3 protein-coding genes are annotated in these 7,137 nt (G+C 46.1%); 2 read left to right on the top strand and 1 reads right to left on the bottom strand.

Annotated features, from left to right (window positions below; translation table 11 throughout):
* Positions 1-777: 777 nt before the first annotated feature.
* A complete protein-coding gene (locus Q0257_RS03745; protein ID WP_298021711.1) occupies positions 778-3,519 on the top strand; it encodes an insulinase family protein in 2,742 nt (913 codons plus the stop codon).
* Positions 3,520-3,849: 330 nt separating this feature from the next.
* Positions 3,850-6,576, top strand: coding sequence for a TonB-dependent receptor plug domain-containing protein (locus tag Q0257_RS03740; RefSeq protein WP_298021709.1), 2,727 nt, complete (start codon positions 3,850-3,852; stop codon positions 6,574-6,576).
* A 219-nt stretch (positions 6,577-6,795) separates the two neighbouring features.
* Here the strand turns inward: Q0257_RS03740 and Q0257_RS03735 are convergent.
* Positions 6,796-7,137 (bottom strand): hypothetical protein (locus Q0257_RS03735; RefSeq protein WP_298021707.1); only part of this gene is annotated, 342 nt, incomplete at its 5' end.

Here is a 7,137-nt window from a genome sequence, read left to right as displayed (position 1 = left end):
AACCGTTGAGGTGAAAGCCTCCTGGGGTTCGAATCCCTATCTCCCGGCCATTTTATCTAACTCGAAATTCCCTTTTAACTTCAAAAAATTCACATTTTATTTATACTAATTTTCATTTAATGCTCTTTAGGCTAAAATTTTATCCTGTAGCAAACGGCAGTTTAGGGCGGCGCGTTTATAAGCGGAGCACCAAAACGTCATACGGCGAAGAAGCCAAGATTGTGCGTCAATGGCTTGTTTGATCAATCCGTGCTAAAACAGCGCGTAATGAGAATAGGGCGATGTAAAATTTAAATGGTTCGTCTGTTTTGCAATAAAAGCGACTTTGAAAGATAATTGCGAAATTTAGCTATGAAATTTCAAAGCCACTAGCTGCTATGCCAGACATAAATTTTAAAATTTACCGACTCGCGCTTTTTAAATTTAGACTGGGTGCAAGTAAATTTCAAAATTTATCTTGCGCGGGCGTGCCGCCGTGTCGCCGCGCAGATCGTAGATAAAGATCAAATGCGCCTGCGTACCTCTGAGCGATAAAATAAATGAGAGAAGCCGCGTAGCGCAAGCCTAGAATCGATACGCTCGTGAAACAGAGCGGGACTAGCGCAGCGAACAGGCGGCTTAAAAGTAGGCGAACCTGAGATATCACAGGCTAGCAATCGGGGCGAGCAAATCTAAAAAATAGCGCAGAATGGCGCAGACCAGCAGCTTGATAAGCCGAAAGAGAAGAGTCTGCAAAAATATCTGCGAGCGAATTTTACTAGAAAATAAAGGGCTTAAATGCGAAAAATTTTACTATTTTTACTGCTTTGTGCAGGGGCTTTTGCGCTTGAGTGGGACGAAGCCGTCCTGCGAGGATCGCTGCCAAACGGGCTTAGATACTATATTTTAGAAAATTCCGTGCCTAAAAATTCCGCCGTTTTTTATCTCATCGTGGATGCGGGCTCGATCGATGAGGGTCCTAATGAGCGTGGGCTTGTACACTTCATCGAGCATATGTCCTTTAACGGAAGCCGCGATTTTAGCAAAAACGAGCTTATCAAAAAGCTGCAGAGCCTGGGCGTGAAATTCGGCGCCGACGTAAATGCGCAGACGGGCTACGACAGCACGATCTACACGCTTAACATTGCCGTTAGCGAAGAAAATTTAAAGGACGTTTTTAAAATTTTTGCTTCGATTGCGGACGGAGTGGAGTTTAATCCGCTCGAGCTCGTAAAAGAAAGAGGCGTCATAATCGAGGAGGCGCGCAGTCGCGATACGCCGATCGCGAGGCTTTACGAGCGGATGGATGAGGAGCTTTACGGCGGCAGCGCGTATTTTGATCGTGCGCCGATCGGCGATATGGCAGTCGTAAAATCCGTAAGCGCGCAGCGAATCAAGGAGCTTTATCAAAAAATTTACCAGCCCAGGTCTATGAAATTTATAGCCGTGGGCGATTTTAAAAGGGATAAAATTTTAAAACTACTAGAGCAAAATTTTTCGCCTCTTAAAAATACAAACTCCTACGCCCGTCCGGATATGGGCATTCCGCCGAGACAGGGTTTGAAAATTTACAATTACGATACGAACGAAACGTCGCTAAATTCAGTCAAAATTTCGTTTTGGGAGGAATTTGCGCCCCCAAGCAGCGAGGCGAATGCGAGGAAAATTTTAAAAAGCGAGCTTATCTCAAGCCTTATTTCTACGATTTACGAGCGAGCGAAGGCTAGCGAAGGTGCGCTGCTGCGCGTTAATTTTTCCAGATCGAATTTGCAGTTTCAAAAAACGATCTATAACTTCGACGTCGCCGTTTTGGGCGGAGATTTTGACGGCGCGATCTCGCAGGCGCTCGGGCTAATCAAAGGCTTGCGAGATAGCGGCTTTGATGCGCGCGATTTCGCCCTTGCGAAGGATGCTTTGATCAGCTCGCGGCACAGCGCCTTCGAGCGCAGAAAAAGCGCAAATTCCGCGTTTTTTTCAAGAGAGATTCTTCATGCCGTAAAATCAGGAGCCGCTCTGCCTAGCGCCGCAAAACAGAGAGATTTGGAGGTAAAACTGCTGCGCGAGATCAGCCTAGAGGAGCTAAATTTAGAATTTAGGCGCCTGACGGATCTAAGCGAGGTGCACGCAAGCGTATTTAGCGGCTCCGGATACAATCTGGATGAGACCAAATTTAAGAAGTTGCAGGATGGCGCCAGGGCGATAAATACGCATGCCGCGCATAAAAAGCTGCCGGGTAGCTTGGTTTCTAAAAACCTGCCTGAGGGCAAAATTTTAAGCAAGAGTTTTGAGCCGCGATTTAAATTTTATACCTACCTGCTTGAAAATAACGCAACCGTGATCTTAAAGCCACTTAAGACGCGCAAGGATTTCATCTCGTTTGCCGCGGTAAGCAGGGGAGGAATGTCCAATCTGGCGCATCCCGGGCTTGGCAGTTTTGCCGCGATGCTTTCAAACGAAAGCGGCGCAGGCGAGTTTAACAATTATGAAATTTCGCAAATTTTAAGCGGGCGGCAGGTGAATTACCGCAAAAATATCTCCGCATTCTCTCACGGATTTTACGGAAGCTGCGGCTCGCAGGATCTACAATGGCTGCTGGAAGCGATAAACTTAGAGCTTAGCTCTCCGCGCATGGACGAGAAAGCACTGCAAAATTTAAAGATCAAATCGCTCGACGAGCTTGCGCGAAACGAGAAATTGCCCGGATACAAATTTAGCAGGGAATTTAGCGAGTTTTTTTACGGCGGCAATGCGCGAATGCGCCCTCTAAGCGCTGCGCAGATCAAAGCTCTTAACGCGGAAGAGTTAAAAAAGATCGTCTATGATAAATTTAGCAACGCCGCATCCTACACTTTCGTACTTAGCGGCGATTTTGAGTTAAAAGACGCCGAAGCCCTCATAAAAAAATATCTGGCGAACCTGCCTGTTCGCGGCGAACGCGAGGATTTTAAAGATGACGGCATCCGCAGCTTAAGCGGACGGCACGTTTTTATGCGCAACTATCAAAACTCCCCTAGAAGCGACGTCGCGCTTACCGCGATAAACAGATCCGCTCCATACTCGCTTGAAAATGCAATTAAAATTTCAGCCCTAGCTTCGGTGCTTCAGGAAGCACTTAGAGAGCGCATCAGAGAGGACGAGGGGCGTACTTACGGCTTTTCGGTCGCTTCGAGCCTAAGCCGCATCCCGTACGGGCACTCGAGCCTTCATATTTCGTTTTCCTGCGCGCCGCAAAATACGGATCAAATTTTATCCGCAATTAGAGAAATTTTTGCAGAAATCGCAGGCGGCGGATCGGACGTAGCGCGGCATCTTGAAAATTTTAAAAAATCCCAGATTATCACGGCGCGTACCGCTCGCGAAAGCCCTGAGTTTTGGAACGACGCGCTCGTAAAATACGCGCTTTGGAATGAGGAGATCGCCGATTTTAAGACCTTTGAAACGATCGTAAATTCCATCTCGCCCAAGGATATCGCGGAGGCGGCGCAGACATATATTTTTGACACCGATGAGACGGTGAGGATAAATGCGCCGAAATTTTAGCGGGCTCGGCGCATTTAAATTTTGCTCGTTAAATTTACTCGGCGAGTTTAAATTTAACGGAGCTTGCACGGCAAATTTCGGCTTCGTAAATTTATGCAGTTTAAAAACGAACTCAAGAATAAAGCTCAATTAAACCCATCTGTGCTGCGCATAGATTTTAGATAAATTTTATTTTGGAATAGATTTATCTCGCCGATATACCGCTATTTTGTTACATTTTTTCTATTGTTTACATAAGTCGTATAATTGTTATCACTTTTATTGAAATTTAAAATATTATTGGCTAAATTTCCTCAGTCTTAATTTTTATTTTCAAAAAAAGGAGAAAAAATGATTGTCGATTTTTGGGCCTGTAAGCCATGTAAAAGCGGCGCAGGCCGCAATTATTCCGCTTCCGTAAAAGGCGAGAAATCCACTCAAAATCGCTGCGGGGGGGGGCTTGCACGCTCCTTAATAGTCGCGGCGTGTCTTTGCGGCCTAAGCGTCGCGCAGGATTCGTCTGAAAATAACGCAACCAGAAGCGTTGCTACCAAAGAGAGTTCGGAGGTACGAAGCTCGGCTGCGATGACAAATAGTTATAAATTCCCCGAAATAGTCGTCGTCGGTAACATCGACTCGAGCCTGACGAGCGTCGGCGATAGCTATGGCGGTACGCAAAAAATAAGCAGGACGATGATCGAGTCGATGCCTAGCGGCAACGGCGACTTCGTGCAGCTTTTGCGTACCAATCCAAATGTGCAATTCAGCTCCACAAACCGCCAGAGCACGACGCTAGGCGAGATCAGCCCCGCAAATATCAGTATCAACGGCGCGAAGTATTGGCAAAACAACTTTATGCTTGACGGCGCGAATATGAATAATGATCTCGATCCCGCTAGAAACCCCGGCGGCAATCCTACGCGCTTTTCGGCGTTTGATACGATGAATTCCGTCTCGCAAGGTATGGCGATCGATAGCGATTTTTTACGGAGCGTCGAGGTGCACGATAGCGGCGTCTCCGCCAAATACGGCGGATTTACCGGCGGCGTGGTAGAGGCTAAGACGCGAGATCCGCGTGCGGGCTTTCACGGCAAGTTTTCGATGCAGCACACCGAAGATAGTTGGACTAGATACCATATCTACGGCGATGAACAGAGCTTTGAAAACTCCGCTACGCCACTAAATCAGCCGAGATTTGATAAGTGGATCACGAGGTTAAATTTAGAGGGCACCGTTACCGAAGATCTGGGTTTGATGTTCGGCTACACAAATACTAGAAGTAAAATTCCGCTCAAAGCCTACGACAGAAGATACAACGCAGATACGACCATCACCGAGCGAGTTCAGAGGCGAAATATAGACAACTATTTCCTAAAAGCGCTTTGGTATGCAAGCGACCGCTTAACTATCACGCCGAGCGTAACCTACGCGCCCGAGCGAAACAAGATGTTTAACGACCACGTCAAAGACTCCTACGCCGATATGAAATCGGGCGGTTTAAATTTAGCGCTTAAAACCGACTACGATGGCGATTTTGCTAGATTTAATCAAATTTTATCCTACAGCAAGCTGGAGAGTTCGCGCGATGCAGAGAATGAATATTACAGGGCTTGGCAATACTCAAACGTAAAGAATTGGGGCAGTAAATTTTTATCTGCCGCAGCGATAGAGGGCGGCTTTGGGGATCTTGATCAGACTCAAAAGAGCCTTTCATACAACGCGGATCTGGAGTTTAACGAATTTGATCTCGGCGGCAGCAAGCATAGATTTATCACAGGCTTTGAGTTTAAAAAGCAAGAGGCTAAATTTAACGTAAAAAAAGAGTTTATGACCGCTGGCGGAATATCACCGCTACCTGCGGGTGTAAATGCTTGCGATCCGAATGACGAGCTCTGCTCGATAGACGATTCTTTTGCGAGGCTCGGTAGAAGCGGTCAGTTTTTTACGCGAAAAAGCTATTACAAGGGCAATACTAAGGTAGATATGAAGAGCTTGGCGGTTTATCTGGAGGATGAGATAAAAATCGGTGATCTTACCTTGCGACCGGGCGTAAGATTAAATAGGGACGATTATATGAAGCAAACGACTGCGGCACCGAGATTTAACAGCTACTACGATATTTTCGGCGACGGCGATTCGATTCTTAGCTTCGGCGCAAACCGCTACTACGGGCGCAATCTCTTTACCTATAAATTAAGAGAAGGTCGAGAGGGGCTCGCCACTACCTACACGCGCCCGCGCAATGCCTATACGCAAAACTGGACGCAACTGCCAAAAGACCCGTCTCTAACTAAATTTAACGAGCTAAAGGTACCTTATGAGGATGAGCTGGTATTTGGGGCAAAGCAAAAGCTTGGGAATTTTGAGTTTTTCGGCAAATATGTAAGCCGCAAGGGCAGGGATCAGATCATCAAATCTACGCGAAGAGATCTAGGTCTAGCGCCGAATCCGAACTACCAAAACAACTATCAAACCTTTACTAATGACGGCAGAAGCGAAAATAAAATTTTAACCTTCGGCGTTAAAACGATCGATGATTATGAGGCCTTCGGTACGCTAAATGGCTTTGAGCTGGGCTTTGAGCACATCAAGATGAAAACGAACAACACCCTTTATGACATATCGCTTGATAGAGAAACGCTCGAAGATGAAAAGATCATCGAATACGACGGTAAGCTGATGAGGCTATCGGAGCTTCCGGCGCAGGACTACGCCAGGCCTTGGACTGCGAGCCTAAATATTATCACTAAAATTCCAAGCTACGGCATCAGCGTAAATAACTTCCTCTCGTTTAAAGGCTCGCAAGAAGCGATCGCCCGCACGGGCAAGACGCCTGCGGGCAAGTATCCTGCCAGATACGACAAATACGAAAAGGTCAATCTCGGCAAAAGCTACAGCTGGGATGCGCGCATCGGATACGCTAAGAAGATGGCGGGCGAGGTGGAATTTTTTACGAATTTAGACATCTACAACGTCCTAAATAAGCGCAACAAAGCAAGGCTTAGCAGCGATACCTCGCTCGATCTGGTCTATGAGGCGGGCAGGCAGTTTTGGCTGGAAGCGGGCATTCGGTGGTAGCGTAAGCTAAATTTGCGGAGCTTTTGAAATTTCGCGGCTCCGCAAAATTTCGTGAAATTTCAAATTCCATGCCTTTAAATTCCCGCTGTATGCCGCAAAACCATAAAATTTTAACGCACGCGAAATTATTAAATTTGCGTCCAAATTTAAGTTGCAACCAATTTAAGGAGCCGAAACGGCTTTTTAAATTTTAACGCCGATATCGCTTAATAGGCTCTTTCATTGAAATATCACAAACTGCTTTTGGAATTTTGACGGGCTAATATGTCGATAATTTAAGAGACAATAGCAAACCCTTTCAAAGTCCGTTTCGCTCATAATAAAAATTATAAATCCTCTAAGGTTCTGTAAAAATCCGGCGAATGCGACGGCTATTACGATGAACGAAAGCACAATGCCGATGGAATTTCTAGCGGGCACGATATGTCCGAATAGCGGCGTGGCGGTGAGCTTTATGAGCGATATTTCATCAAATTTTATAGATTTTGTGATTTTGCCTTTATTGACGTAGTTGATACTCCTATTAGTCAAATGAACAAAGCGCGTATGGGCGCTGTTTAG

The sequence above is a fragment of the uncultured Campylobacter sp. genome (assembly GCF_938018035.1).
Lineage (GTDB): Bacteria > Campylobacterota > Campylobacteria > Campylobacterales > Campylobacteraceae > Campylobacter_B.
The sequence above is the reverse complement of the archived record's forward strand: the minus strand, read 5'-3'. Positions and strand labels throughout refer to the sequence as shown.

Coding starts and splice junctions, on each gene's coding strand:
- Q0257_RS03745 (WP_298021711.1), top strand. CDS start 778: ATGCGAAAAATTTTACTATTTTTACTGCTTTGTGCAGGGGCTTTTGCG.
- Q0257_RS03740 (WP_298021709.1), top strand. CDS start 3,850: ATGATTGTCGATTTTTGGGCCTGTAAGCCATGTAAAAGCGGCGCAGGC.